The following is a 25476-nucleotide window of genomic DNA, read 5'->3' on the forward strand; positions in this document are numbered from 1 at the left end:
CCCCCGCCACAACGCCCCCAACCGCCCCAGCTCTGCCGAAACCCGCAACGCCCCCTGCGCCACCGGAGCATCGACTTCCCCATGGCGCAACGACCCCAGCGGCACATCAACCCCATCCAACGCCGCCGATGCCCGGGCTCCGCGCAAGGCCGACTCGGCCGACACTTCGGGCCCGCGCCGCCGCAGCACCCGATGCCGATACAGCCGGTCGACAGCGAAACGCGCCTCTTGTACGGCCTCGGGCACCATCTCGGCGATCACCGCCAGCGGATCAGTCACGCCCCGACCTTACCGACGCGTACGGACCATTCAACGACGACCTGCCACCGTTGAGCGCATCCCAGTTTGACTCCCCGGGGATGCTCACATGTCATAGCACCACATGCCCGGAACCTTGTCGGTGACCGTATCGGGCTGGTGAAGTGGACCTCACAAGTAGCGCCAGATAAGAACAAAAGGAGTGCCAAGTGGCCCCCGAGCGTGAGAACCAGGAGACGCTGTCGAATCTGCTGCGCGAGGACCGGCGGTTCGAGCCACCCGTCGACCTGGCCGCGGCCGCGAATGTCACGGCGGAGGCGTATGAGGAGGCGAACCGGGACCGGCTCGCCTTCTGGGAGCGTGCCGCGGAGCGGCTGACCTGGGCGAAACGCTGGGACACGACGCTGGACTGGCAGCCGCCCTTCGCCAAGTGGTTCGTGAACGGCAAGCTGAACGTCGCGTACAACTGCGTGGACCGGCATGTGGAGGCGGGGAACGGGGACAAGGTCGCCTACTACTGGGAAGGCGAGCCGGAAGGCGACAGCCGTACGATCACCTACGCTGACCTGCAGAAAGAGGTTTCCAGGGCGGCGAACGCGCTGACCGAGCTGGGGGTGGGGAAGGGCGATCGGGTCGCCATCTACATGCCGATGATTCCGGAACTGCCGGTTTCGTTGCTGGCGTGTGCGCGGATCGGGGCGATTCACTCGGTGGTGTTCGGCGGGTTCTCGGCGACGGCGCTGAAGAGCCGGATCGACGACGCGGACGCCAAGCTGGTGATCACCGCGGATGGCGGGTTCCGGCGGGGCGCGCCGAGCGCGTTGAAGCCGACGGTGGACGAGGCGGTCAAGGACTGCCCGAGTGTCGAGCACGTGCTGGTGGTCCGGCGGACCGGCCAGGACGTGGACTGGACGGACAAGGACGTCTGGTGGCATGACCTGGTCGATCGGCAGAGCGAGGAGCACACGCCGGAGGCGCATGACGCCGAGGACCCGCTGTACATCCTCTACACGAGCGGGACGACCGGGAAGCCGAAGGGCATTCTCCACACGACCGGTGGATACCTCACCCAGTCCGCCTGGACGCACCACGCCGTCTTCGACCTCAAGCCGGAAACCGACATCTACTGGTGCACGGCCGACATCGGCTGGGTGACCGGGCACTCCTACATCGTGTACGGCCCGCTCGCGAACGGCGCCACAAGCATCATCTACGAGGGCACCCCGGACACCCCCCACCGAGGCCGCTTCTGGGAAATTATCCAGAAATATCACGTCACGATCCTCTACACGGCGCCCACCGCGATCCGTACGTTCATGAAGTGGGGCGACGACATCCCCGCCAAGTTCGACCTGTCGTCCCTGCGCGTCCTCGGCTCGGTCGGCGAGCCGATCAACCCGGAGGCGTACGTCTGGTATCGCGAGCACATCGGCGGCAGCCGTACCCCGGTCGTGGACACCTGGTGGCAGACCGAGACCGGCGCGATCATGATCAGCCCGCTGCCGGGAGTCACGGCCGGCAAGCCGGGCGCGGCCATGAAGCCGCTGCCGGGCATCGTGGCGGACGTGGTCGACGACCAGGCGCAGTCGGTGCCCAGCGGCGGCGGGGGTTTCCTGGTGGTACGGGAGCCGTGGCCGTCCATGCTCCGCACGATCTGGGGCGACGACCAGCGCTACATCGACACCTACTGGTCCCGGTTCAAGGGGTTCTACTTCCCCGGCGACGGCGCGAAGAAGGACGAGGACGGCGATCTGTGGCTGCTCGGCCGGGTGGATGACGTCATGCTCGTCTCCGGGCACAACATCTCGACCACCGAGGTGGAGAGTGCGCTGGTCAGCCACCCGAAGGTGGCCGAGGCGGCGGTCGTGGGCGCGACCGACCCGGTGACCACGCAGGCGATCGTGTCGTTCGTGATCCTGCGCGGCGCGGCCGACGAGGGCGAGGACATCGCCAAGGAGCTTCGCGATCATGTCGCCAAGACGCTCGGCCCGATCGCGAAGCCGCGGCAGATCCTGATCGTTCCCGAGCTGCCGAAGACCCGCTCCGGGAAGATCATGCGGCGGTTGCTGCGTGACGTGGCGGAGAACCGCAGCATCGGCGACGTCACGACGCTGGCCGACAGCGCGGTGATGAACCTGATCGCGGCGAAGCTGCCCAGCGCGGCGAGCGAAGACTAGGCAAGTCCGGCAGATGAGGCGCGGGTGCATAACGGCACCCGCGCCTCACCCATTTCCGGACATATGTGTACAGTCAGGTACAGATCGTAACGTTCAGCGACCGAGGGGGGACCGTGCCGCGCGCCGCCGAAATGTGGCCGCTGCGGCCGACCGTCCGGTACGCACGCCAGATCGCCGAGGCGTTGCGCGCCGAGACGATCGGCGGCGTGATCATGCTGCTGGCCACGGGATTCGCTCTCATCTGGGCGAACTCCGCATGGACCAACGGCTATCTGGCCATGCGCGACGCGGTTCCAGGTCCGTTCGGTATGAGCTTGTACCAATGGTCCGCCGACGGCATGCTCGCGATCTTCTTCTTCGTCGCCGGGCTTGAGGTCAAACAGGGGTTCGTGCACGGCGAGCTCTCCCGGCTCAAGAACGCGATTCTCCCGGTTGTCGCCGCGATCGCCGGAATGATCGTTCCCGCGCTCGTCTTCGTCGCCGTCGCCTGGGGCACCAGCGGCGCGGGCAAGGGCTGGGCGATCCCCACGGCAACCGACATCGCGTTCGCCCTCGCGGTCCTCGCGGTGACCGCCTCAGCGCTTCCGGATGCTTTGCGAGCCTTCCTCCTGACCCTCGCCGTGGTGGATGACCTGGGGGCGATCATCGTGATCGCGGTCTTCTACACGGAGAAGCTGAGCTTCGTCCCGCTGATCGCCGCCGCCGTGATCCTGTTCATCTACTGGCTGCTCATGCGCGTCGGTGTCCGGAAGCCGCTCCTGTTCATCCTGCTCGGCGTCGCCGCCTGGGTGTTCGTGCACGACAGCGGCGTGCACCCCACCGTGGCCGGCGTCCTGTGCGGCCTGCTCACCAGCGTGCGAGGCGATCCATCCCCGGCGGAACGCGCGGACCAATACATTCGCCCCATATCCGCTGGATTCTGCGTGCCCGTTTTCGCCTTCTTCGCCGCCGGGGTTCCGCTGACCACCCAGGCGCTCGGCGCCGTCTTCGTCGACCGGATCGCGATCGCTGTGATGATCGGCTTGGTGGTGGGCAAGTTCCTGGGGGTGTTCGGAGGCGCGTGGTTGTCGGTCAAACTGGGATTCGCCAGGCTCAGCGATGAGCTGACCTGGCGGGACATCGCAGCCGTGTCCGTTCTGGCCGGAATCGGCTTCACGGTTTCGCTGCTCATCGGCGACAAGGCGTTCCCCGGCGACGATCGGATCTCCACCGCCGTGCTGATCGCCAGCGTGGTCGCGTCGGCGCTGGCGTCGGCACTGTTGCGGATCCGGGTGCGCGTGCGGGCACGAGATGATGTTTGATAGTCGCAGATAGGAGATCCCGATGCCCGAGGACGAATCGCTCGGCGCGCTGGTCGCCCAGGCGAGCAACCACATATCGACCCTCGTCCGGTCTGAGATCGAGCTCGCCAAGTCCGAGCTCAAGTTCGACGCGCGCCGGATCGGGACCGCGACGGGGCTTTTCGCCGCCGCCGCGTTCGTTCTGCATCTGTGCCTGATCCTGGCGTCGTTCACCATCGCGTACGTGCTGGTGGACGTGGTCGGCCTCGCGCAGTGGCTGTCGTTCCTGATCGTTACCGTGTTCTATCTGGTGCTTGCGGGTTTGCTGGGGTTCGTCGGATACCGGCGGTTGAAGGGGTTGGCGGGCTTCCGCCGTACCAAGCGGTCGCTGCAGACGCTGAAGGGGCCCGAGCAGGCGAGCCTGTCCGCGCCGTCCGCGGGCGAGATCGGCTCGCATCGCGAGCCGGTGCACGAGACCGTGCCCTGAGGTGAAACCGTCCAGGGACGAGTCGGTGGTCCGGGTCGAGGGCCCGTGGACCCACCGCGCCGTGCACGCCGGCGGCACCCGCTTCCACGTCGTGGAGGCGGGCGAAGGGCCGCTGGTGCTGCTGCTGCATGGTTTCCCCCAGTTCTGGTGGACCTGGCGGCACCAGCTGGAGTCCCTGCCGAAGGCCGGTTACCGTGCGGTCGCAGTGGATTTGCGTGGGTACGGCGCGAGCGACAAACCCCCGCGCGGCTACGATCTTCCGACCTTGGCCGGAGACGCCGCCGGGCTGATTCGCGCGCTCGGCGAGACCGGCGCGATCGTCGTCGGTCACGACTGGGGCGGCTTGCTGGCGTGGACGATGGGGGTGCTCGACCCCAAAGTGGTCCGTCGTCTGGTGGTCGTTTCCGCCCCGCACCCGCTCCGGCTGCGCTCGGCCCTGCTGACCGACCCGTTCGGCCAGCTGCGAGCCAGCCGCTACAGCCTGGGATTCCAGCTCCCGGTGCTCCCAGAGCGCCGCCTGGTCGCCCACGACGGCTCCCGGGTGGGCCGCCTCCTGGACGCATGGTCCGGCCCTGAGTGGCCATCTGAGGACGTTGCCCGGAAATATCGGGATGTGTTCCAAATCCCGGGGACCGCGCACTGTGCCCTGGAATATCACCGCTGGTTCGCCAGATCCCAGCTCCGCCCGGATGGGTTCCGGTATGTCCGCCAGATGCGTACCGAGATCGCAGCCCCCACGCTCCAGCTGCACGGCGCGCTGGACAGGTGCATCCTGCCCAGAACCGCCCAAGGTTCCAGCCGTTTCGTCGCCGCGCCCTACCGCTGGCGGCTGATCGACGGCGCCGGCCACTTCCCCCACGAGGAACGCCCCGACCAGTTCGACGCCGAGCTGATCGCCTGGCTCGCCGACCCGGAACCGGACCGATGACCCCGCGAGACCGCGACGAATACGGCCGCGCCAGAAGCGCCCGCCCGCGCGACGAATACGGCCGCCCCCTGCCCTACGACGCCGTCGGCGTGCCCCGCGTCCCCGACGACTACGCCCCCAGCGCCGAAGAAGCCATCATCGAGGCAGCCCTCCTCCTCGACGCCGCCCGCCCCTTCCACGCCCACGAGGTCTTCGAAGGCCGCTGGAAATGCTGCCCTCCGGAGGAACGCGAACTCTGGCAGGGCCTGGCCCAGATCTGCGTCGGCCTCACCCACCTGCAACGCGAAAACCCGCGCGGCGCGACGGCCCTCCTGGAACGAGGAAGATCCAGAATCCGCTCGTACGGCTCCCGCCCCGCCTACGGCATGAACCTGGACGCGATCACCAGAGCCGCGACCATCGAAGCCCTACGCGCGGCCCTACCCGCCACCTGAGGGCCTCCAACCCGACTCTCTCTTCCCGCGTTGATAGGGGAAGAGAGGAGAAATATGGATCGATACGAGGGCTTCAGGGAGTTTCTGCGCGCCCGGCAACAATCACTGATGCGCAGCTCCTACCTGTTATGCGGCGATCCCCACCAAGCCGAAGATCTGCTGCAGACTGTGCTGATCCGGGTGGCCAGGAACTGGCACAAGCTTGCCAAGGACGGCAACCCCGAGGCGTACGCACGCAGAGCATTGATCAATGAGCACATCTCGTGGTGGCGGCGACATCGACGCCACCTGCCGCTCATGGGGCCGCCGAAGGCCAGCCACGATCCCAGCGTCGAGAGCGTCAACCGGCTCGCGCTCGGGCAGGCTCTCGACCGGCTGACCCCACGCCAGCGCGCGGTTCTGGTGCTGCGCTACTACGAGGACCGCAGTGTCCAGGAGACCGCCGAACTGCTCAAGTGCTCTCCCGGCACGGTGAAGAGCCAGACCAGTCACGCGCTCGGCAGATTGCGGGTGCTCGCCCCGGAATTAGCCGATCTGCTCAACGACGCCGATGCCAAGGAGGCCGCCCGATGACCCGACTTCGTGCAGAATTCGAACGCCTTGCCGCTGAAGCACCCCAGGTTGACCTGACGGAACGGGTGGTTCGTCGCGCTCGCCGCGGGCGCGTGGGTGCGGTCGGCTCCGCGCTGGCCGTGCTGGTCGTGGTGGCGCTCGGCGCGAGCGTGCTGACCACGGATTCGGGCGGGGACACGGTTTCCGCTCGGGCCGACGCCGCGTTGCCCGCCTCGGGGGTGTCCCCGGTGAGTTATGCCTATTACGACTGGTGTGGCGAGAGCCTGGAGCCGGGCAAGATGAGCCGCCTGTCCGGACTCGAGTGCCTCCAGTGGCGGGTGGTGACGCGTGCCGGTGACACCTTCCGGATGCCGGAGGCGCTGAGCGTCTACACCAAGCAGACCAAGTCGAACTACATGAACACCGCGGCGCCGCTGGTGATCACCGCGGACGGCAGCCGGATCGCCTACTACAGCGAGCGGGACGAGAGGTTCGCGGTGCGGGACCTGGCCTCGGGGCAGATCTGGCTGACGCCGCAGACCGTGCCGATCGCCACGATGGTGAAGACCGGCGGGGTGATCACCCTCTCTCCTGACGGGCGCCATCTGGGCGTGAACGTGTCAGGGTCGCTCAACACCGTGGTGGACGTGGAGAGCGGTCATGCCCTCGATATCCCGTCGGGCTGGTGGGTCCAGCGGGTCGGTGCCGGCGGCAGCCCCGTTGTCGTGTCGGACGGCGACCGTCTCGGCTCGCTCGTCGACGGCAGGGTGATTCCCCTCACCGAAAAGGCGTGGAACACCATCGGCTGGCTGGCCGCCGATGGGCGTACCCTCGCCTATCTCACCCGCCCCGCGTCGGACGACAGCCGTCCGACCCTGTCTGAATCGACGCCTAAGGACACCAGAATCGTGACCGTGGACACCACCACCGGCAAGGTCCTGACCAGCAGCGGCCTGCGCAGCGCCCCCGAGAGGTTCTTCCCCATGGAAATGGGCCCTTGGCTCAGCCCCACCGAAGTCGTGGCCGCCGAGAGTGTCGCCGGCGGCGACTGGGGCAAGACCGGAAAGGGCATTCCCGATATCGGCTCGGTCACCTACGCCATCAACATCCGCGATGGACAGGTCCGCAAGCTGGACACGTACTCCTTTTCGGCTTGGGCGGGAGGTCTGACCCTGGCCGGTTTCTAGGTGTTTCCCGAGGTTGTCGAGTAGTAAGCCCGCGCGGTGGCCGGTACGATGCGGATAGCGCTGAGTGTTTCCCCTCGTCAAGGGGCGTCAGCCACTAGCTGAGAGCGAGACGCAACATGAGTGGTGCTCGCACAAATGCTGATCATCTTTCCGTCCAGGAGAACGAGGCCGACGAGCGGCCCGACCACGCGACCAACGCGCAGTGGCTCAAGGACAATCCTGACGCGATGCCGCAGGTGAGCGCGGGCCGCTGGGCCGTGTACGACCGCCAGGGCCAGCTGTGCGGCCATCTCGTCGGCAACGGTCCGACCCTCGATACCCGCTTCAAGGCAACCGCTCATGTGCCGGGCCCGCCGGACAGCTTCGGCATCACCCTGCACGACGCGGGCGCGCACCTCCTCGACGCCGCCGGCCTCGGCACCCCGCTAGCGTGACGAACGCATCGCCTCGACAAGGGTGCTCACCGGCACCCGGGCGAATCCGATCCGGGCGTCGCTCTCCCCGTACGGCAGCCACAAGGCATCGCCATGGACAAGGCCCCCGCAGGAGTACACGACGTTAGGAACGTAGCCGTCGCGTTCGGCGGTGCCGGCGGTGAGGAGCGGGCCAGGGAGTTCGGCGATGACCCGGTCCGGCTGGTCGGAGTCGAGCAGCAGGGCGCCCATGGCGTAGTCGCGCATCGGGCCGACGCCATGGATCAGGACGAGCCAGCCGAAGCCGGTCTCGATGGGCGATCCGCAGTTGCCCACCTGGATCAGTTCCCAGCCGCGGTGGGGGGCGTGGAGCGGCACCGGCGGTTGCCACGTGTTGTGCTGGTCGAGCGTCGTGAGACCGATGGTCTCGCCGTCGGAGCGGCACAACGCCAGACTGCGTCCCCCCACCTGTCGCGGGAACAGCGCCATCCCCTTGTTGACGGCGGCGGGCCCCCGCATGGGGGTGATCTCGAAATGGCGCAGGTCATCGCTGGCGATCAGGTGGGAGCGGATGTGCCGCCCGTCGTAGGCGGTGTAGGTGGCGCGGTACGACGGCCTGCCGTCCTCATCGATGACCTGGACGAAACGCGCGTCCTCCATGCCGTTGCTCTCGTCCGCGGTCGCCGGCCAGAGCACCCGCCGGTGCAGGGGGAGATCGGCGGGGAAGGCCACGGCGTAGTCGGAGCGCGTCGCGCGGCGCATCTCCTCCAGAGTGCGCTGCGTGGTGGTCCGGGTGACCAGGTCGGCGGGCAACCGGCCGATCGCCTGCTCGAAGTCGTCGTCGTCGAAGCGTTCCGGCAGGGATTCCAGCATGGCGGCCGAGACCTCGTTGTCCCAGGCATCGTCGGAGAGCCCGGCGGCGAGCAGGTCGCGCCGATGGTGGGTCCGGTGCCGGCGGCCGACGGACAGCGCCCCGGAGCGGTCGGTGATCTCCAGCTCGGCGTGGGGTCCGAGCAGCGCCGTGGCGAAGCCGATGGAGGACAGGTGTCCCTCACCGATCTGCCGCAGGCTGATGGCCACGCGGAGCTGCCCAGGGCGCAGGCCGGACTGGTCGGGGTGGGGGATCATCGAGGGGTTGCACACCGCCGCGCCCTCGACGGCGTACTCGTGGCTGAAGTAGGCGCCCACCAGGAGGCGGGCCGGCCGGGACAGGTCGGCGTTGCGGGGCACGCGATGGCGGACCAGGTCGTGGTGATGGGCGAAGGTCGCTTCGAGGTCGTGGTGCCGCCCGCCGAATCGCCGCAGCGTCTCCTTGAGCATGTCGGTCATCGTGTCGGTGTCGAGGAGCATGATGCGGTCGATCAGCGCGGCGGCCCGGGTACGGGTGAGCGCCGCGTCCTCGCCGGGCACGAAGAGCTTGACGATCACCCGTCGCGGGTCGGGAGTGATCGTCGGGCCGAGCCGTACGGCGAGATCGCTCATGAGAGCCGCCGCGCGTGTTGCATGGTGGAGATCAGCGCCATGGTCGATTCCGCGCCCTGGTTGAGGTTGGGGCCGTGCTCGGTCAGGCCGTCGTACCCGCCGCTGGTCGCCGGGTCCCACATCAGGGCGTCGGCGTCGTTGGCGCCCTGGAACCAGGCCGCCGCCCGCCGTACTCCGTCCTGCCAGGAGAGCTCGCCGGTCACGAGGAAGGCGACGGCGCAGGCGTCGGCGAGCGCGGCCACCTCGATCGGCTGCTGGTCGTAGCGGGTGCGCTGCTTGTCCTGTCGCCAGCCGGCGGCGGGCACGACCGAGAACCTGCCGTTCCTGGTCTGGATGTCGCGCAGCCAGGTGAGCATGTGCAGCCCGCTGGTGAGCATCTGCTGGTCATCGCTCAGATCCCCGGCGGCGATGAGCACCTCGGCGAGCGCGGCGTTGGCATAGCTCAGGTACGGCTGCGGCCACGGCCAGGAGGGGTTCTCCGGAGGAACGCCGATCGCCTCGGCGGCGTCGGTGAGCAGGGCGGCGGCCACAGTGCTGTCCGGGTCGGCGCGCAGGACCTCCGCCGCGCCGAGCCCGGCGAAAGTCATGGCACGCAGATGCGGGGAGCGCTGCTGCGCGCCGAGAGTGAAGGCGAGCAGCGCTTCCTCCCGGATCCAGGGAGCGGAGTTGCGGGCCGCCGCGGTGCCCAGGCCCCACATCGCCCGGCCCCACCAGTCGCCGACGCCCGGCCGGTCGCGCCAGCGCCGGTCGAAGCCGAGCCGGTTGCGGAACGCGCCGGAGTGATCCTGGGCATGGGTGAGAAAGGCCAGGTACCGCTCCGCCAGCCGGGTCAGCCGTTGGGACGGGAGCGGTTCCCGGCTGACGATGACGAGCCCGCGGGCGACGTCGTCGGTGCAGTAACCGTGATGGCGGCGGACGACGGCGTGCCGCGCGTGTTCGAACAGGCCGGTGTCATCGCTCAACCGGATCAGATGCTGGAAATCGGGTGCCGCCGAGCTCATGGCACCGCCACGGCCGCCGGCCGCTCGGCCAGGAGCGACCGGACGAGGCCGGCGTATCGGGCCGCGACCGCGGGCCACAGCAGGGTGGGCACCAAGGCGCGGGTACGGCTGATGAGATCGTCGGCCAGTCCGGGTTCGGTGAGGACACGACGCAACGCGGCGGCGAGCGCCAACGGGTCGCCGTGGGGAACCAGCAAGCCTGGACCGCCGGTCAGCAGTTCCACGGCGTGGGGGAAGGAGGTGGCGACGACGGGCACGCCCGCGGCCACGGCCTCGATGAGGACACCGGAGGTGACCTGCTCCGCCGAGTCGTAGGGCAACACGACGACGTCCGCCGAGCGGACCAGCCGGCTCAGCGACTCCTGATCCCGGTATACCGGGTCGTGCCGCACGGCATCGGACACCCGAAGCCGGGCCGCGAGATCGTACAAGCCGTCGCGGTAGGCCTCGCCCTGGGACTCCAGCACCTTGGGATGGGTCTTTCCGGCGATGGTGTAGATCGGCGAAACGTCCTCCAGCAGCGCGAGCGCGCGCAATGCCCACTCAACGCCCTTGCCCGGGCCGAGCAGTCCCCAGGTGAGCAGATGCGGACGGGATTGACGCCGGACCGGAACCCGCCTGTGGTCGGCGGCTCCGTGGGGGATGAGGACCACCTTGGCGGCGTCGACCCGGTAGCCGGTCAGCAACCGGTCGCGGGCGGTGCCGGTCATGGTCACGACCGCGTCGGCGGCGTCGGCGATCTCCTCAAGCAGGACCTTCTGCGAGGCGGTCGGCCTGGTCAGGACGGTGTGCAGAACCACAATGGTGGGTACGGCGAGGCGCCGCAGCAACGGCAGGACATCCTGGCCGTCCGAACCGGGATAGATGCCGTACTCGTGCTGCACGATGGCCACATCGAACTTCTCCAGCGCGGAGGCTGCGGCCCGCCAGCCGCCGAACCCGCTGGGGGACCAGGTGTGCACGACCCCGGGCAGGGGCAGGTTGTCGTCGCCGTCGGCGGTGACCCGGACGATCCCGCCGTACCGGCCGTCTTCGGTGAGCTGGGCGGCCAGGGCGGAGTTGAACGTGGCGAGTCCGCACTGCGTGGGCGGATGGGTGCTGAGAAAGCCATATGTGCAGGCCAACTGTCATGCCTTCCACTAATCGCCCGCGGCACGATGGATGCCCCACGGGCTCGCTCGGTTCAGACGGCTGTCCGCCTGCCGGCGTGATGGAATCGTGAGCCTGTCACCGGGGGCCCGCCCTCATACGGGGGCCCGGCTGCCGCGACCCTCAGCCGATGGCCGGGGTCTGCGTCGCCCGAATACTATCAGGCGCTATTTTGTCCTAACATTTCGCCATATATGCGCAGGTAATTAGAAACCATTGAGTCTGCGCTGAATCTGATTTCGGCCCGCGCACGGCAGCCCGCGCGATCGATCGTCGCGATGCGCCGCACCGCGGTGACGGCCTCGTCGAGGGAATCCACCAGGAAACCGGTCACCCCGTGGTCCACGACTTCGGCCATGGATCCGCGCCGGTAGGCGACGACGGGGGTGCCGCAGGCCATCGCCTCGACGACCGACAGGCCGAACGGCTCGTCGAACGCGATGGGATGCAGCAGCGCGGCGCCACCGCCGAGAATCTCGCCCCGCCGCTCCGGCCCGACCGACCCGAGGAACCTGACCTGCTCCCCGTCGATCTTCGGCGCGATCTCCGCCTCGAAGTACCGCTCGTCCTGGACGATCCCGCAGATGGTCAGCGGCATCCCGGCCCGCCGGGCGATCTCGATCGCCGTGTGCGTTCCCTTGTCGGGATGAACGCGGCCGAAGCTGATCAGCCGTTCGCCGCCCGTGGGGACGAAGGGAAACGCGTCCAGATCGATGCCGTGGTGCACGGTGGCGAGGTAGTCCAGCTCCGGACTCCGGTCCGCGTCCGAGATGGAGACGTACGCGGACCAGGCCCGGGTATAGGCCGGCAAGATGCCCATTCCGGAGAATCCATGAACGGTGGTGAGCAGCGGCGCTCGGCAGTGATCGGCGAAGGCCAGCGGAAGCCAGTCGAGATGGCTGTGCACGAGATCGAACTCCCCGGAACGGCTCAACGCGTACGCGACATGCATCGCCTCCCACACCCGTCCGTCCATGGACGAATCATCGGCATATCCATGGGGACACACGCCGTCCAGCGTTGCGGACGTGACCGAATCCAGGGTCGCGAACAGGGTCACATCGATCCCCCGCGCGGTGAGCCCTTCAGCGAGCAGGCTCGTGACCTGCTCCCACGGACCGTAATGAAGCGGAGGCGTGCGCCAGGCGACCGGGCCCAGCAGCGCGACCCTCACGAAACGTCGTCCTGCTCCAGCGACCGGAATGACCGGGTACGGCTCATCGCGCACCTCCTGGCGTGCTTGCCACTCCGGACCGTACACCTAGTCGCAGGTCTGGGTGTCGACGCGGGCGATGGCCGCGCTGCCGTCTTCCGCGTCCGTACGGACTTCGTCGGCGGTCAGCGCGTAGCCCGTGTCCTCCTGGTCGGTGGCGGCGGCGAAGATGACGCCGAAGACGCGGCCTTCGGGGGTGAGGAGGGGGCCGCCGGAGTTGCCGGGCTGGACGACGCCGCGAATGGCGTACACCTCGCGGTCGACCTTGTGGTCGTTGTAGATGTCGGAGGACTCGGCGTGCTGTTTCACCCGGATTCGGGCCGGTTTGATGGTGAAGCCGTGGCCCTTCGGGAAGCCGGCGATGATCGCGTCGTCCTTGGATTCCGCGGTGGAGTCGAAGCGGAGGGCGGCGACGTCGAGGGAGGCGACGTAGAGGATGGCGATGTCGCGGTCGGGGTTGAACAGCACGACGCGGGCGTCGTGGACGGCGCCGGTGTAGTCGGTGACGCGGAGTTCCTGGGTGACGCCCTGGACGACGTGGGCGTTGGTCATGATCCGGTGGGCGGAGTAGACGAAGCCGGTGCCCTCGATGCGTTTCTTGCAGTCGGGCGCGGTGCCCTGGACTTTGACGATCGCGCGACGGGCCCGGGCGATGCGGGGGTCCTTGATGATGCTCTCGTCGGGAGGGGGAACATCAACAAAACGGCTACCGCCGATGGCGCTGAACACCTCCGGAAAATCGGAAGCATCCACAAAGTCCCGGAATCGCCGAGTCAGGTCTTTGGCGGCCTGCGGCATGGCCGAATCGACGGACTTCAGCAGCAGGGAATCATTGATCTGCTGACGCGGTAACGACAGGCTGGTAGAGATCATCAGCGAGCCGATCAGCCACGCGAACACCAGCACCGTCAGACCGCTGGCGAGCGACCCCCCGAACGAGTCGGCGGTCCGCGCCGACTCCCAGGTCACGTGGCTGCGAACCACCGCCCCGATCGTGGACGAGGCGAACTGGCCGACCGTCGCGCACAGAAAGACGATCACGATCGCCAGTAGCGCCTTCTCGGTGTCCCCCCCGACCAGCGCCCCGGCGATCGGAGGCCCGATGAAAATGCCGACAAGCGCGCCACCGCAGAACCCCACGAAGCTGAACACCCCGATGATGAAGCCCTGCCGATACCCGGACACCGCGAACGCCAGCACCAGGCCGATCAGGATGAGATCGAGCACGTCGCCTTGCACGCCTGAATTACACCCCTATCGACCCTGAGCCCAGTGCCCCCCTTTACGGTATCCAGCGCCACACGCGCGCGTGCACGTGTTCTTCGAGGTCTCCGCTATATCGTGACGTCATGGGGGCATCAGTTGATGATCTGATTCAGGCCGCTCTGGCCGACGAAGACCCGGATGGACCGACCCGCTGGCAGGCCATCGCCGACCTGCAACAGCGCGGCGACCTGGAAACCTTCACCGCGGCCCGGCGCCTCTGCGCGTCCGCCACGGTCCCGGAGCGCGTACTCGGCGTGGACATTCTCGGCGAACTCGGCCGTGATCGCCCATTCGCCGACAAAACCATCCCGGTACTCCGCTATCTGGCAGCCAGCGAGGACGACACCCGCGTCCTCTATTCGGTCCTCATCGCCTTCGGCCACCTCCGCGACCCACGCGCGCTCCCCTCGGTGATCGACCTCTCCACCCACCCTGAGGCCACCGTCCGCTACGGCGCCGCCTACGCGCTCCCCAACATCCTCGGCCACCCCGCCGACCCGGCCGGCCTGGCCGCCCTGCGCCGCCTGGCCGAAGACAAGGACCCCGACGTCACCGACTGGGCATCCCTGGGCCTTACCCTGGCGACCGCCCACACCAGCAAACTCCTGGACCCATAGCCTTCAGCGCCCCGCCATAGCGATGACGTCGGGCGGCAGGTCCTCGACTCGAGATTTGTCCCAGGGGAGCTCGAAGCCAGAAGCGGCCAGCAAGCCGTCGAGCACTCCAGCCGTGAACCCCCAGACGAGCAAGCCGCGAACCCGGAACGCGGGCCCGGCGAACCCGCTGGGATGGCGGAGTTTGAGGCGGTTGGCCGGGTCGACGAGCTCGGCGATAGGCACGCGTTCCACCGAAGCGACCTCGTTCGGGGAAGCGGCGTGGACGGCGCAGGGAGTGTGCCACCAGCCCAGAACGGGGGTGACGCGGTAGTCGCTTCGCCAGACGTACAGTTCGGGCATTGTGCCGACGACGGTGACGCCGGTCGGGTCGAGGCCGGTTTCCTCGGCGGCCTCGCGGAGGGCGGCTTCGATGGGGCCCGCGTCCTGGGGTTCCAGGCCGCCGCCGGGGAAGGCGGGCTGGCCCGCGTGGTTGCGGCCGTTGGAGCTGCGCTGGATGAGCAGGACGTCCGGCCCGTACGGCCCGTCGCCGAACAGCATCAGCACCGCCGCGGGACGGCCGCCTTCGGCGGGTGGCCGTAAGCCCAACGGCACCACCGCACTCCTGGCAGCCAACCCCTCAAGCCAAACCGGCGTGTCGTTCACGTGCCACCTCCCCCGGGGTTCAACCCTCGGGCATCCCCGGAGCTTCCCGCTAGGAGAATGGCCCAGTCTTAACAAGTTTGCGCGCCTCGACCGGATCTGTCGGGCCAGTGCCGTACGACGGGCAGAGCGCGGTCAGCGGGCAGGCGCCACAGGCGGGCTTGCGCGCGTTACAGATCCGCCGGCCGTGCCAGATGATCCGATGCGAGAACATCGTCCACTGGGCCTTGGGGATGAGCGTGCCGACCTCGTGCTCGATCTTGACGGGATCGGTCTCGTCAAGCCACCCGAACCGCCGGGTGAGCCGTTGGAAGTGGGTGTCAACGGTCAACCCGGGCACGCCGAACGCGTTGCCGAGCACCACATTGGCCGTCTTACGCCCGACACCGGGCAAGGTGACCAGATCCTTCAGCTTCCCGGGCACATCCCCGCCATAACGATCACAGAGCGCCTGGGCCATGCCCATGATGCTGTTGGTCTTGGCCCGGAAGAACCCCGTGGATTTGATGATCTGTTCGAGCTCCTCACGATCCGCCGAGGCATAGTCAACCGCAGTCCGATACTTCGCAAAAAGTATCGGAGTAACCATATTTACCCTTTTGTCCGTACACTGCGCCGAGAGGATGGTTGCGACCAGCAGCTCCAGCGGGTTACCGAAGTCGAGTTCGCAGTGGGCGTCAGGATAGGTTTCCGCCAAGATGCGGTTGATCCGCCGGGCGCGGCGTACGAGGGCTAGCCGGGACTCCTTCTGGGGCACCCCGTAAGCCTACGCGGATGCCGTAGGTCACAATGGCTACCACGGAGTTCCCAGGAACCTCCGAAACCCGACGAGTGCGACCATGGCAAGGGAGGCACCGTGAGCACCGAAGACGTTCTGAGCAGGGCGCCCCTTTTCGCCGCGCTCGACCGGGAGAGCGCAGCGGCCCTGCGAACGAGTATCGCCGAGATGACCCTCACCAAGGGCCAGACGCTGTTCAGCGAGAACGAGACCGGCTCCACGCTCTACGTGGTGCTCGAAGGCAAGATCAAGCTGGCCAGGACCGCGCCGGACGGCCGGGAGAACCTGCTCAGCGTGCTCGGCCCGAGCGAGATGTTCGGCGAGCTGTCCCTGTTCGACCCCCGGCCCCGTACGGCTTCCGCCATCGCGCTGACCGACGTCAAGCTGGCCGGGCTCGGCCACGACGACCTGCGGCCGTGGCTGACCGGCCGCCCGGAGGTGGCGCTGCACCTGCTGCGCGCCCTGGCCCAGCGGCTGCGCCGGACCAACGACGTGCTGGCCGACCTGGTCTTCACCGACGTGCCCGGGCGGGTGGCGAAGGCGCTGCTGGACCTGGCCGACCGGTTCGGGCAGAAGGTCGAGGACGGCGTGCGCGTCCATCACGATCTCACTCAGGAGGAGCTGGCCCAGCTGGTGGGCGCCTCCCGGGAGACCGTCAACAAGGCGCTGGCCGACTTCGCGGGGCGCGGCTGGCTGCGGATCGAGGCCAAGGCCGTCGTGATCATGGACATCGAGCGGCTGTACAACCGGTCGCGTTAGAGGTTTTTGAGGTAGTTGAGCTGGGCCGCCACGGACATCTCCGCGGCGGGCCAGAGGCTGCGGTCCACGTCCGCGTAGACCATCTCGACGATCTCCGGCACGTCTTTCGCGCCCGCGCGGATGGCCTCGCGGATCTGGTCGAGGCGTTTGCGGCGGTGCTCGAGGTATTCGTCCAGCTTTCCGATCGGGTCGGGGAGCATGGGGCCGTGGCCGGGCAGCAGGGTCCTGGCTTCGGCGAGTTCGGCCATCGCGCGGAGTTTGTCCAGGCTGCGGAGGTAGTCGGCGAGGTCGCCGTCGTGGGCGATCACGGTGGTGCCTCGGCCGAGGATGGTGTCCCCGGTGAGCAGCGCGGCGTCGGTCGGCAGCCAGAAGCAGAGGGAATCGGCTGAATGGCCTGGTGTTCCGATCACCCGGAGTTCGAGATCTCCGGCAGTGACCACGTCGCCGTCGTCCAGGCCTTCCGAGCCGAGGCGATGGTGCGGGTCGAGCGCCCGGACCGGTGCGCTGACCATCGCGGCGAACATCGCGGCTCCGCCGCTGTGGTCGACATGTCCGTGGGTGAGCAGGATTGACGCCACCCGGCGCTCGCCGAGCAGCTCCACGATTCTCCGCAGGTGACGCTCATCGTCCGGCCCTGGATCGACGATCAGCACCGTCTCGCCCTGGCCGATCACCCAGGTGTTCGTGCCGTCCAAGGTCATCGGGGATGCGTTGGGAGCCAGCACATTGGTCGCGCTCGCCGTACCGGACCCGTCGATCGGCAGGAACAACCCGCTCATCTAGCCACTTCCAGCCGCATCTCGCCGTCGACCTCCACCACCTGGGGCATGATCGTGACAATCTCCCGATCATTCGCGAACACGCCTGCAATCGTGTCAAACCCCGCCATCTCGGTCAGCGTATGAAATGTCGGCATCATCACCGAAATTTCGTGAGATTTCGCGAGATCTAGGGCTTGCTGGGGACGCATCCAGGCCACCGAATCCGCTTCCCCGCCGACGTCCCTGGTCCGCTGGCCGTACGGCAACGCCGCCACGAAGAACCGCGTGTCATACCGCCGGTATTCGATCTCAGGCGTGATCCAATGCCCCCACGGTTTGAGCAGATCCGACCGCAAGACCAGCCCTTTGTCATCCAGGAAATCCACGAACGACAGCGAGCGATCGATCAACGCTTCCCGTTCGGCGTCCCAGCCCGTGGTGTCGGCCACGATCGTGTCCTCGGTCGGCCCGGCCAGCAGCACCCCGGACTCCTCGAAGGTCTCCCGCACCGCCGCGCACACCAACCCGCGCGCCGTCCCCTCCTCGGCCCGCAGCAACTCGCCCCATTCCGCCGGAGACGGCCCCGCCCAAGCCACCGCATGATCCGCGTCCCGGGGATCGACGGACCCGCCAGGAAACACGTACGCCCCCGCCGCGAAGGCCATCGTGGCCTTGCGGCGGAGCAGGTACACCTCCAGCGGATCGTCCCGCAGCACGATCACCGTCGCCGCGTCCCTGGCGGCCACCGGAGCTATCCGACCGGCGAGGATGTCCTGGGCGCGCGTCCGGAACTCCCCCGTCAGCGGAATCCCCATCGGCCCTCCCCAGAACATCGCTCGGTTCAGCAGTCTCGCGGATGCCGTACGACAGATCAACGCACTTCGGCGACGACCTCCAGCTCCACGGGCGCGTTCCGGGGCAGCACCGCGACCCCGACAGCGCTGCGAGCATGCCGCCCGGCCTCGCCCAGGACCTCGCCGAACAGCGTGCTCGCGCCGTCGACCACGACCGGCTGGTTGGTGTATTCCGGCGTGCTGGCGACGAACGCCAGCACCTTCACGATCCGCACGATGTGCGACAGATCACCCGCGACCGAGATGATCGCCGCCATCGCGTTGAGCGCGCAGATCCGGGCCAGATCGATCCCCTGCTCGTCGGAGACCTCCGCCCCGAGCTTGCCGGTGGCGATCAGCTTCCCGTCCACGATCGGCAGTTGCCCGGAGGTGTACACGTAGTTCCCGGTCCGCACTGCGGGCACATACGCGGCCAGCGGCGTCACCACTTCCGGCAACACCAGCCCCAGCCGGGCCAGCCGCTCCTCGGGCGTCACGCCTTCGCCCGCTTCATGTACGCGACGAGTTGCTCGGGGTTGGGCCCGGGAATCACGGACACCAACTCCCAGCCGTCCTCGCCCCAGTTGTCCAGAATCTGCTTAGTCGCGTGCGTCAGCAGCGGCACGGTCACGTACTCCCACTTGGTCATGCGGCCAAGGCTATCGAGGCGCGCACGCCTGTGACTCCCAGCACATGGGTTCCCTGCGGCGAATCAGAAAGTGACCGTTGGGTAGCCTTTCGGGTGTGAGTTCTCGTGACACCGACTGGGATGGGGTTCGCCTCCACGTCGTCACCGGCAAAGGTGGCACGGGGAAGACCACCGTCGCCGCCGCGCTGGCCCTGGCGCTCGCCGCCGGCGGCCGGAAGGTGCTCCTGGTCGAGGTGGAGGGCCGCCAGGGTATCGCTCAGGTGTTCGACCTGCCGCCCTTGCCGTACGAGGAACGGAAGATCGCCGTCGCCCCCGGCGGCGGCGACGTGTTCGCGCTGGCCATCGACCCCGAAGAGGCCATGCTCGACTACCTCGACATGTTCTACGGGCTCAAACGGATGGGCAAGACGCTCACCAGGATGGGCGTGGTCGACTTCGCCACCACCATCGCCCCCGGCATGCGCGACGTCCTGGTCACCGGGAAGACCAGCGAGGCGGTCCGGCGCAAGAACAAGGCGGGGCGCCGGGTGTACGACGCCGTCGTCATGGACGCGCCACCGACCGGGCGGATCGCCCGGTTTCTCAATGTCACCCACGAGGTCGCCGGGCTGGCCCGGGTCGGCCCGGTGAAGGCGCACGCGGACATGGTCCGCGGTGTCATGGCCTCGCCCGAGACCGCGGTGCACTTCGTGACGCTGCTGGAGGAGATGCCCGTCCAGGAGACCGTGGACGGCATGGCCGAGCTGCGGGCCGTCAAGCTGCCGGTCGGCGGGATCTTCGTGAACATGGTGCGGAGCATCGATCCGGCGCTGAGCGAGCCGGTCGACCACTCCGAGCTCGCGCTGGGGCTCAAGGCCGCCGGGCTGACCGACGGCAAGGACGCCACCGCCATCGCCGAGGCGCTGGCGGCGGAAGTGGCCGAGCATGCCAGCCGTACCAGCCTGGAACAGCGCGAGCAGGAGGAACTCGCCAAGACCGGGGCACGCAGGTATGACCTGCCGTTCCTGGCCGACGGCGCCGACCTGGCCGGGCTGTATGAACTCGCCGAAGCGATCAGAAACCAAGGCGCCGCATGACGAGCGGAAAGAGAGCCGTGAAAGCCCCCCAGCTGGACCTGGACGCCATCCTGGACGATCAGAACACCCGGATCGTGGTGTGCTGCGGCTCCGGCGGTGTCGGCAAGACCACCACGGCCGCCGCGCTCGGCCTGCGCGCCGCGGAACGCGGCCGCCACGTGGTCGTGCTCACCGTCGACCCGGCCCGGCGGCTGGCCCAGTCGATGGGCCTGACCTCGCTCGACAACACCCCGCGCCGGATCACCGAGATCGACGGCGACGGCCAGCTGCACGCCATGATGCTCGACATGAAGCGCACCTTCGATGAGATCATCGAGGCGCACGCGGACCCGGAGCGGGCCAAGCAGATCCTGACGAACCCCTTCTACCAGTCGCTGTCGTCCAGCTTCTCCGGCACCCAGGAGTACATGGCGATGGAGAAACTGGGGCAACTGCGCCGCTCCGGCGACTGGGATCTGATCATCGTCGACACCCCGCCGTCCCGGTCCGCGCTGGACTTCCTGGACGCGCCGGAACGCCTCGGCCGGTTCCTGGACGGGCGGCTCATCCGCATCCTGATCGCCCCCGCCAAAGCCGGCGGGCGGAGCGCATTCAAACTGATCAACGCCGGGTTCGGCCTGGTCGCCGGGGCGCTCACCAAGGTGCTCGGCGCGCAGGTGCTGACCGACATCCAGACGTTCGTGTCCGCCCTGGACGCGCTGTTCGGCGGTTTCCGGCAGCGCGCGGAACAGACCTATCGGCTGCTCCAGGCGCCCGGCACGGCGTTCGTCGTCGTCGCCACGCCGGAACGGGACGCGATCCGTGAGGCCTCGTACTTCGTGGAGCGGCTCGCCGAGGAGCGGATGCCCCTGGCCGGCCTGGTGGTCAACCGGGTGCACCGCTCCCCGGCTCCGGCCCTGTCCGCGGCCCGCAGCACGGCCGCCGCGGAGGACCTGGAGTCACGTGGTGAGCACGAGCTGACCGCCGCCGTGCTTCGCCTGCACGCCGGGCGGATGCAGCTCGCCGCCCGCGAGCACCGGGAACAGGAACACTTCACCTCGGCCCACCCCACCGTGCCGATATCCCAGGTGCCCGCGATGTCAGAGGATGTTCACGATCTGGCTGGTCTGCGCCAGATCGGGGAACTCCTCGCCGCTGGGTGAAAGCGCGTCAGCCTGCGATCAGCTCGTTGGTGCGCTCGTACTCTTCCTTGGCCAACTCCAGCAGGTCGCGCCAGGAGTCGACGTCCGGACGGCGCCGCAGGAGCGCACGCCGTTCCCGCTCGGTCATTCCGCCCCATACCCCGAACTCGATGCGATTGTCCAGCGCATCGGCGAGGCATTCGGTACGGACAGGGCACCCTCGACAGATCAGCTTCGCCCGGTTCTGTGCGGCGCCCTGAACGAACAGGGCGTCAGGATCCGCACCTCGACAGGCGGCACGGGAGGTCCAATCCGTGATCCACATTTCGACCCCACTCCCCTTAGGTGGTCAGTCGTGACTTCTGGGGCCGACGGGCGCGGTCGCCGAGCCTCCTTATTCAGTTGCCGCAGAGGAGAACGTACGCAACCAGGCTGTCGGAGTGACAGACCCGGTGGGACCAAATTTACGACCTGGGGATGTCCGGGAATGACTAGTCATTCCCGCCGGGGGTAATGCCAGGTGGTGGTTTTGGTACCGATTGACTCCCTGATTCGACGTACCCTTGGCTTTGTGCAAGCTCAAGGCAAAGCTCAGACATCGGGAGCGCGCCCGCGCCGGGTCGGCACCCAGATCGCGAACGTCGTGCGACTGCTGGCCGCCGCCTGCGCCGGAGGCGTGCTCGTCGCCGCTGTAGCGTTGCCCGCCGTCGGCGGAGCGGGCTACTCCGCCAAATCCGGCGTCGAGGCCCTCCAGATCGAGGCGAAGGAGCTCAACGAGCCCCCGCTCCCGGAGAAGACGGTCCTACTGGACTCCTCCGGCAAGCAGATCGCCCAGTTCTACTTCCAGAACCGCGAGTCCGTGCCGCTCACCAAGATCGCGCCGGTCATGCAGCAGGCGATCATCGCGATCGAGGACTTCCGCTTCAAGCAACACGGTGCCCTCGACGTCGAAGGCACCTTCCGGGCGTTCACCCGCAACCTCTTCGGCGGCGGCGTCGTCCAGGGCGGCTCCTCGATCACCCAGCAGTACGTCAAGCTGGTCATCTTCAACTCGGCCGAGACCAAGGAAGAACAGGCCAAGGCCATCGAGACGTCGTACGCGCGCAAGCTCAACGAGATCCGCTACGCGATGGCGATCGAGAACAAGTACACCAAGGACGAGATCCTCAACCGGTATCTCAACATCTCCTACTTCGGCGCCAGCGCGTACGGCATCGAGGCCGCCTCCAAGCGTTTCTTCGGCAAGCACGCCTCCGAGCTCGACCTGGCCGAGGCGGCGACGCTCGCCGGAGCCGTGCAGAGCCCCAGCGCCACCGACCCCGACCGGGGCAAGGAATACCGCGCCGCCCTGCTGGCCCGGCGCAACGTGGTGCTCGACCGGATGGCGCAGCTGAAGGCCATCACCGCGGCGCAGGCCACCGAGGCGAAGGCCGAGAAGCTCGGCTACCTCGGCAAGAAGATCCCCGGCGGCTGCGAGATGAGCGAGTTCCCCTACTTCTGCCTCTACGTGCAGCAGGAGATCCTCACCAACAAGGACTTCGGCAAGACCGAGGAAGCCCGCCGCAACTTCCTCCAGCGCGGTGGACTGACCATCCGCACCACGCTCAACCGGGACATGCAGAAGGCCGCCGACAAGGCCATCAAGAACTGGGTGTACACCTCCGACAAGCAGGTCGCCGCCCAAGCCCTGGTCGAGCCCGGCACCGGCGCGATCCGCGCGCTCGCCGCCAGCCGCAAGTTCGGCGACGACAAGAAGAAGAACGAGATCAGCTACAACCTGCCGGCCGACGGAGTGCACGGCGGCGGCAGCGGCTTCCAGGCGGGCTCCACCTTCAAGGTGTTCACCCTGGTCACCGCCCTGGATGAGGGCCTCAAACTGAACGACGGGTTCAACACCGGGTCGGCCTACGCGGTTCCCGACAACGCGCACACGCCGTTCCGCGACTGCAAGGGCAACCGCTCGGGCGAGACCCACGAGGTGCGCAACTCCAGCGAGGGCAGCGGCGGCTTCCGGACCCTGACGACCGGGACCTGGGGTTCGGTGAACACGTTCTTCATGAAGCTGGAGGAGCATGTCGGGCTCTGCAAGGTCGTGAAGATGGCGCAGAAGCTCGGCATCCAGCGGGCGGACGGGACCAAGCTCCGCGAGGTGCCCACGTTCACGCTCGGGGTCAACGAGATGGATCCGGTGACCGTCGCCGGGGCGTACGCGACGATCGCCGCCCGGGGCAAGCGCTGCGCGCCCATGGTCATCACTGAGATCGTGGACCGGAACGGCAAGGCCACGCCGTACGAGCCGGATTGCGAGCAGGTGCTCGACGAGAAGGTCGCCGACGCGGCCAGCCACATCCTCTCCGGCGTCTTCACCCAGGGCACCATGAGCGGCGTCGGCGGCATCGGCCGCGACGCGGCCGGCAAGACCGGCACCACCGACGGCTACACCGCCGCCTGGTTCGCCGGCTACACCCCCGACCTGGCCTCGGCCGTCAGCATCGGCGACCCCCGCGGCGCTTTCCGCTACGACCTCACCGGCGTGACCATCGGCGGGCGTTACTACCCCTACGTGTACGGCTCCTCGATCGCGGGCGAGATCTGGAAAGACACCATGCTCGGCGCCCTCAAGAAGGTCGAGCCGACCTCGTTCGTCAACGTCGACATGTCGGAGTTCGGCGGCTGTTCGCCCAGCTTCTGCGCCCCCAAGCCCAAGCCCAAGCCTGAGGAGAAGGGCGGCGACGGCCGCGGCGGCCCCGACGGCGGAAACGACGGTGGTGGAGGCGACGGTGGCGGCGGAGACGGTGGCGGCGACATCGTCGTCCCCGTGAACCCCTGACACCAGAAAGGGTCCTCCTGCCCGGGAGGACCCTTTCTCACAGGTGTCCGGCGGCTTCCGCCCCTAGGACTACGAGCCTCGCGTTCCTCGACGGATTCCGACCCTCCCGCCCGGGAGGGACGCTTTCTCACGGGTGCTCGCTGGGTTCCAACTCCTACCTGGCAGAACCCTTACTCACAGGTGTTCGGTGGCTTCCGCATCGAAGACCACGAGCCCTCCTACCGGGAGGAGGTCCTTCTACGCTCAACCAGCGAGGCGGGAGCGAACGGCCGCGGCAACGCGACCACCCTCGGCGCGACCCGCGACCTTCGGGTTCACCACCTTCATGACCTGACCCATCGCCTGCGGCCCCGACGCCCCGCTCTCCGCGATCGCCTCATCGACCAGCCGGTTGAGCTCCTCGTCCGACAGCTGGGCGGGCAGATACTCCTCCAGGATCGCCTGCTCATCCAGCTCAGCCTGCGCCTGCGCGGCCCGCCCGGCCCCGGCGAACGCCTCCGACGCCTCCCGCCGCTTCTTGGCCTCCTTGCCGAGCACCTTGATGATCTCGTCGTCGGAGAGCTCGCGGGCGGTCTTCCCCGCCACCTCCTCGACGTTGATCGCGGCCAGCGCCATCCGGACCGTCCGCAGCCGGACTTCGTCCCGAGCCTTCATCGAGGCCGCGAGATCGGCCTTCAGCTTGTCTTTCAACGCACTCATGGTTCTATCTTGCCGTGTCGCACGGCCGCACCCACGGGTTCGGGCATGATTGGGGGGTGCGGAAAGCTGTCGCGGTACCCCTGTCCCTGCTCGGCCTCGGCGTCGCCGGGCTCGGGTATGCCACTGTCGTCGAGCGCAACTGGTTTCGCCTGCGACGCTTCGACGTGCCCGTGCTCCCCGCCGGCGTCCGCCCGATCAGGATCCTGCAGATCTCCGACCTGCACCTGACCCCCCGCCGCACCCGCCTGATCAACTGGGTCCGCTCACTCGCCTCCCTCGACCCCGACCTGATCGTCAACACCGGCGACACCCTCGCCCACCCCGACGCCATCCCCGCGTACATGCACGCCGTCGAGCCCTTCCTGGACCGCCCCGGCCTGTTCGTGTACGGCTCGAACGACATGTACTCCCCCCATTTCAAGAACCCCGCCCGCTACCTCTGGCGCACGTCCAAGGCGGACACCCGCCGAGCCCTCCCCAACCTCCCCTGGCAGGAACTCGGCACCGCGATGACCTCGGCCGGCTGGCTGGACATGAACAACTCCACCGCCCGCCTGAAAGTCGCCCACCTCGACATCCACGTCGGCGGCATCAACGACTCCCACATCGACTTGGACCGTTACGACCAGATCGCCGCCCCCGCCCCGGCCGACGCCGACCTCCGCCTCGGCGTCATGCACTCCCCCGAACCCCGCAACATGACCAGATTCGCCGCCGACGGCTACCAACTCCTCCTGGCCGGCCACACCCACGGCGGCCAACTCTGCATCCCCTTCTACGGCGCCCTGGTCACCAACTGCGGCATCGACCGCGCCCGCGTCCGCGGCCTCTCCCACCACAACTCCGCCTACCTCCACGTCTCCGCCGGCCTAGGCACCTCCCCCACC

27 protein-coding genes and 1 pseudogene are annotated in these 25476 nt (G+C 68.2%); 14 read left to right on the forward strand and 14 right to left on the reverse strand.

All coding sequences use genetic code 11. The annotated features are described in order from the left end of the window. A pseudogene (locus tag Amac_RS55970) lies at positions 1-279 on the reverse strand (oxidoreductase); the annotation flags it as partial. Positions 280-467: 188 nt separating this feature from the next. Here Amac_RS55970 and acs point away from each other — a divergent pair. The 8 genes from acs to Amac_RS09265 all read left to right on the forward strand — a co-directional run bounded on the left by acs (position 468) and on the right by Amac_RS09265 (position 7737). Continuing rightward, positions 468-2435, forward strand: coding sequence for an acetate--CoA ligase (acs, locus tag Amac_RS09230; RefSeq protein ID WP_155353884.1), 1968 nt, complete (start codon positions 468-470; stop codon positions 2433-2435). 113 nt (positions 2436-2548) lie between these two features. Then, complete coding sequence (gene nhaA / locus Amac_RS09235; protein WP_155353885.1) at positions 2549-3736, forward strand: Na+/H+ antiporter NhaA; 1188 nt, start codon at positions 2549-2551, stop codon at positions 3734-3736. A 22-nt stretch (positions 3737-3758) separates the two neighbouring features. Then, on the forward strand, positions 3759-4202 hold the full coding sequence (locus Amac_RS09240; RefSeq protein WP_155353886.1) for a phage holin family protein: 444 nt from the start codon (positions 3759-3761) through the stop codon (positions 4200-4202). Between the two features lies 1 nt (position 4203). After that, positions 4204-5130: an alpha/beta fold hydrolase gene (locus Amac_RS09245; protein ID WP_155353887.1), complete on the forward strand. Its 927-nt coding sequence runs from the start codon at positions 4204-4206 to the stop codon at positions 5128-5130. Continuing rightward, entirely contained in the window at positions 5127-5564 is a 438-nt protein-coding gene (locus tag Amac_RS09250; RefSeq protein WP_155353888.1) for a DUF309 domain-containing protein, read from the forward strand. The genes Amac_RS09245 and Amac_RS09250 overlap by 4 nt, the downstream gene beginning before the upstream one ends. A gap of 54 nt (positions 5565-5618) precedes the next feature. Continuing rightward, a complete protein-coding gene (locus Amac_RS09255) occupies positions 5619-6137 on the forward strand; it encodes a SigE family RNA polymerase sigma factor (protein ID WP_155353889.1) in 519 nt (172 codons plus the stop codon). Beyond that, positions 6134-7303, forward strand: coding sequence for a PD40 domain-containing protein (locus Amac_RS09260; protein WP_155353890.1), 1170 nt, complete (start codon positions 6134-6136; stop codon positions 7301-7303). The genes Amac_RS09255 and Amac_RS09260 overlap by 4 nt, the downstream gene beginning before the upstream one ends. A 116-nt stretch (positions 7304-7419) precedes the next feature. After that, the gene (locus Amac_RS09265) at positions 7420-7737 is read left to right on the forward strand and encodes a hypothetical protein (protein ID WP_155353891.1); all 318 of its coding nucleotides are present in this window, start codon (positions 7420-7422) and stop codon (positions 7735-7737) included. Here Amac_RS09265 and Amac_RS09270 read toward each other — a convergent pair. The 5 genes from Amac_RS09270 to Amac_RS09290 all read right to left on the reverse strand — a co-directional run bounded on the left by Amac_RS09270 (position 7729) and on the right by Amac_RS09290 (position 13800). Further along, positions 7729-9198: a glycoside hydrolase family 130 protein gene (locus Amac_RS09270; protein ID WP_155353892.1), complete on the reverse strand. Its 1470-nt coding sequence runs from the start codon at positions 9196-9198 to the stop codon at positions 7729-7731. The two genes, Amac_RS09265 and Amac_RS09270, sit on opposite strands and share 9 nt — an antisense overlap. Further along, positions 9195-10199 carry a glycosyltransferase gene (locus Amac_RS09275; protein ID WP_155353893.1) on the reverse strand — a complete coding sequence of 335 codons (1005 nt, stop codon included), beginning with the start codon at positions 10197-10199 and terminating at the stop codon, positions 9195-9197. The genes Amac_RS09270 and Amac_RS09275 overlap by 4 nt, the downstream gene beginning before the upstream one ends. Then, positions 10196-11323: a glycosyltransferase gene (locus Amac_RS09280; RefSeq protein WP_155353894.1), complete on the reverse strand. Its 1128-nt coding sequence runs from the start codon at positions 11321-11323 to the stop codon at positions 10196-10198. Before Amac_RS09280 ends, Amac_RS09275 begins: the two co-directional genes overlap by 4 nt. 185 nt (positions 11324-11508) lie before the next feature. Continuing rightward, the gene (locus Amac_RS09285) at positions 11509-12522 is read right to left on the reverse strand and encodes a glycosyltransferase family 4 protein (protein ID WP_155353895.1); all 1014 of its coding nucleotides are present in this window, start codon (positions 12520-12522) and stop codon (positions 11509-11511) included. Positions 12523-12609: 87 nt separating this feature from the next. Then, complete coding sequence (locus tag Amac_RS09290) at positions 12610-13800, reverse strand: MarP family serine protease (protein WP_246268190.1); 1191 nt, start codon at positions 13798-13800, stop codon at positions 12610-12612. Positions 13801-13910: 110 nt separating this feature from the next. On the opposite strand from Amac_RS09290, the gene Amac_RS09295 reads away from it, so the two are divergent. After that, positions 13911-14444, forward strand: coding sequence for a HEAT repeat domain-containing protein (locus Amac_RS09295; protein WP_155353896.1), 534 nt, complete (start codon positions 13911-13913; stop codon positions 14442-14444). A 3-nt stretch (positions 14445-14447) separates the two neighbouring features. Here the strand turns inward: Amac_RS09295 and Amac_RS09300 are convergent, their stop codons facing one another. Together Amac_RS09300 and nth are read right to left on the reverse strand one after the other, a co-directional pair. Then, on the reverse strand, positions 14448-15086 hold the full coding sequence (locus Amac_RS09300; protein ID WP_218040959.1) for an NUDIX hydrolase: 639 nt from the start codon (positions 15084-15086) through the stop codon (positions 14448-14450). Positions 15087-15135: 49 nt separating this feature from the next. Further along, on the reverse strand, positions 15136-15840 hold the full coding sequence (gene nth / locus Amac_RS09305; RefSeq protein ID WP_155353898.1) for an endonuclease III: 705 nt from the start codon (positions 15838-15840) through the stop codon (positions 15136-15138). Positions 15841-15939: 99 nt separating this feature from the next. Here nth and Amac_RS09310 point away from each other — a divergent pair, with 99 nt between their 5' ends. Continuing rightward, positions 15940-16620 (forward strand): Crp/Fnr family transcriptional regulator, encoded by a 681-nt coding sequence (locus Amac_RS09310; protein ID WP_155353899.1) that lies wholly within the window; start codon positions 15940-15942, stop codon positions 16618-16620. Here the strand turns inward: Amac_RS09310 and Amac_RS09315 are convergent. From Amac_RS09315 to sp36, 4 genes are read right to left on the reverse strand one after another with little or no spacing between them, the layout of a single operon-like run. After that, on the reverse strand, positions 16617-17399 hold the full coding sequence (locus Amac_RS09315; protein ID WP_155353900.1) for an MBL fold metallo-hydrolase: 783 nt from the start codon (positions 17397-17399) through the stop codon (positions 16617-16619). The genes Amac_RS09310 and Amac_RS09315 overlap by 4 nt on opposite strands. Further along, a complete protein-coding gene (locus Amac_RS09320; RefSeq protein WP_155353901.1) occupies positions 17396-18196 on the reverse strand; it encodes an NUDIX hydrolase in 801 nt (266 codons plus the stop codon). The genes Amac_RS09315 and Amac_RS09320 overlap by 4 nt, the downstream gene beginning before the upstream one ends. A 56-nt stretch (positions 18197-18252) precedes the next feature. Continuing rightward, positions 18253-18711 (reverse strand): RidA family protein, encoded by a 459-nt coding sequence (locus tag Amac_RS09325; RefSeq protein WP_155353902.1) that lies wholly within the window; start codon positions 18709-18711, stop codon positions 18253-18255. Continuing rightward, positions 18708-18863, reverse strand: a complete 156-nt coding sequence (gene sp36, locus Amac_RS09330) for a Sp36 family protein (protein ID WP_155349289.1) — start codon at positions 18861-18863, stop codon at positions 18708-18710. The genes Amac_RS09325 and sp36 overlap by 4 nt, the downstream gene beginning before the upstream one ends. 95 nt (positions 18864-18958) lie before the next feature. Here sp36 and bagA point away from each other — a divergent pair, with 95 nt between their 5' ends. Both bagA and bagB read left to right on the forward strand, forming a co-directional pair. Then, positions 18959-19939: an ATPase BagA gene (gene bagA, locus Amac_RS09335; RefSeq protein ID WP_155353903.1), complete on the forward strand. Its 981-nt coding sequence runs from the start codon at positions 18959-18961 to the stop codon at positions 19937-19939. After that, on the forward strand, positions 19936-21081 hold the full coding sequence (gene bagB, locus Amac_RS09340; protein WP_155353904.1) for an ATPase BagB: 1146 nt from the start codon (positions 19936-19938) through the stop codon (positions 21079-21081). The genes bagA and bagB overlap by 4 nt, the downstream gene beginning before the upstream one ends. Positions 21082-21088: 7 nt before the next feature. Here bagB and Amac_RS09345 read toward each other — a convergent pair whose 3' ends face one another. Continuing rightward, positions 21089-21385 carry a WhiB family transcriptional regulator gene (locus tag Amac_RS09345; RefSeq protein WP_061296783.1) on the reverse strand — a complete coding sequence of 99 codons (297 nt, stop codon included), beginning with the start codon at positions 21383-21385 and terminating at the stop codon, positions 21089-21091. A 246-nt stretch (positions 21386-21631) separates the two neighbouring features. On the opposite strand from Amac_RS09345, the gene Amac_RS09350 reads away from it, so the two are divergent. Beyond that, the gene (locus Amac_RS09350) at positions 21632-23890 is read left to right on the forward strand and encodes a transglycosylase domain-containing protein (protein WP_246268191.1); all 2259 of its coding nucleotides are present in this window, start codon (positions 21632-21634) and stop codon (positions 23888-23890) included. Positions 23891-24133: 243 nt separating this feature from the next. Here the strand turns inward: Amac_RS09350 and Amac_RS09355 are convergent, their stop codons facing one another. Further along, on the reverse strand, positions 24134-24589 hold the full coding sequence (locus Amac_RS09355) for a GatB/YqeY domain-containing protein (protein WP_155349292.1): 456 nt from the start codon (positions 24587-24589) through the stop codon (positions 24134-24136). A gap of 56 nt (positions 24590-24645) precedes the next feature. Here Amac_RS09355 and Amac_RS09360 point away from each other — a divergent pair. Further along, positions 24646-25476, forward strand: an 831-nt coding sequence (locus Amac_RS09360) for a metallophosphoesterase (RefSeq protein WP_155353905.1), incomplete at its 3' end; no start/stop codon positions are given.

The sequence above is a fragment of the Acrocarpospora macrocephala genome, assembly GCF_009687865.1.
GTDB classification, from domain to species: Bacteria; Actinomycetota; Actinomycetes; order Streptosporangiales; family Streptosporangiaceae; genus Acrocarpospora; species Acrocarpospora macrocephala.